This is a genomic window from Mycolicibacterium sp. lyk4-40-TYG-92 (assembly GCF_030209435.1).
Classification (GTDB): Bacteria; Actinomycetota; Actinomycetes; order Mycobacteriales; family Mycobacteriaceae; genus Mycobacterium.
In genome coordinates this window covers 1-1,366 of record NZ_JARVRX010000034.1, presented here as the reverse complement: position 1 = coordinate 1,366, position 1,366 = coordinate 1, and the positions used below count along the sequence as shown (strand labels likewise).

At 63.6% G+C, this 1,366-nt stretch carries 1 protein-coding gene; it reads left to right on the top strand.

Annotated features, from left to right (window positions below):
- The first annotated feature begins 104 nt into the window (after positions 1-104).
- The gene (locus QRN63_RS29615) at positions 105-1,295 is read left to right on the top strand and encodes an IS481 family transposase (RefSeq protein ID WP_285034595.1); all 1,191 of its coding nucleotides are present in this window, start codon (positions 105-107) and stop codon (positions 1,293-1,295) included.
- Positions 1,296-1,366: the final 71 nt, after the last annotated feature.

Genomic DNA, 1,366 nt, shown 5'->3' with positions numbered 1-1,366 from the left:
TGTATGACGTCGGGTGATGCTTGACGTTTGGTCTTCGGGTGATGGGCGACAGTGTTTCGGCTGATGCTTTACATCTACTTCGGTTGATCCTTGACACTCCCTGAATGAGGGAGTTGAGCGTGGCTGAGCAGCGGTATCAGACGGTGCTGGCGGTAATCAGTGATGGTTTGTCAGTGACGCAGGCGGCCGAGAAGGCTGGGGTGTCGCGCCAGACGGTGCATGGCTGGTTGGCCCGGTATGAGGCCGAGGGTTTGGACGGTTTGGTTGATCGGTCGCATCGGCCGGTGTCGTGTCCGCATCAGATGCCGGCGCAGGTTGAGGCGGCGGTCGTGGAGTTGCGGCGCTCACGCCCGTATTGGGGGCCGCGGCGACTGGTGTTTGAGCTGACCAAACGCCAGGTGTCCCCGGTGCCGTCGGAATCGGGGGTCTACCGGGCATTGGTACGGGCCGGTTTGATCGACCCGGCACTGCGCGATCGGCGCTCACGCAAGTGGAAACGCTGGGAACGGGGCGCGCCGATGGAGTTGTGGCAGATGGATGTCGTCGGCGGATTCCCGCTGGCCGACGGAACCAGCGCCAAAGCCTTGACCGGGATCGACGACCACTCCCGGATGTGCGTGTGCGCTCGGTTGATGGCACGCGAACGCACCCGCGCGGTGTGCGACGGGCTGCGCGATGCGATGGGCAGGTATGGGTCTCCGGAGCAGATTTTGACCGACAACGGCAAGGTGTTCACCGGCCGGTTCAATCACCCACCGGTGGAGGTGCTCTTTGATGCGATCTGCCGTGAGCACGGTATCGAGCACTTGTTGACCCAGCCACGCTCGCCGACCACGACCGGCAAGATCGAACGGTTCCACCGCAGCCTGCGTGCCGAATTCCTTTCCCCGGCAGCACCTTTCCCCACTCTGAACGCGGCGCAGCGGGCCTTGGATGCATGGGTGCTTGAGTACAACACCACCCGTCCGCACCAGTCGCTGAAGATGGCCACCCCGGCTTCGCGGTTCACCGCGTCAGCGCCGGCGGCCGCGCCGTCGACGTCCAAGGCAGCACGTGAACACCAACGTCAGGGCTCAGATTGGGTCTCGCGGCGAGTCACCACCAACGGGGTGGTGTGCGTGTCGTGGCAGCAGGTCAGCATCGGCAGGCACTGGGCCGGACAACGCTGCGACGTACACGTCGATGGGGACCTGCTGCGGTTCTGGGTCGGTGAGCAATTGGTCAAAACCGCTGCCCGCAACAGCACCGGCGAGGTACGAAACAAGAAGGCCTGCCGCACCCGCGAACAGGCCTAACCAACAACACGAGTGTCAAGGATCAACCGAAACAGATCCGTCACCCATCAACCGAAGTCCGACAGGGGCAC

What these genes read in the sequence shown, in the direction of transcription:
- QRN63_RS29615 (WP_285034595.1), top strand. Translation starts at nt 105, where the DNA reads ATGAGGGAGTTGAGCGTGGCTGAGCAGCGGTATCAGACGGTGCTGGCG.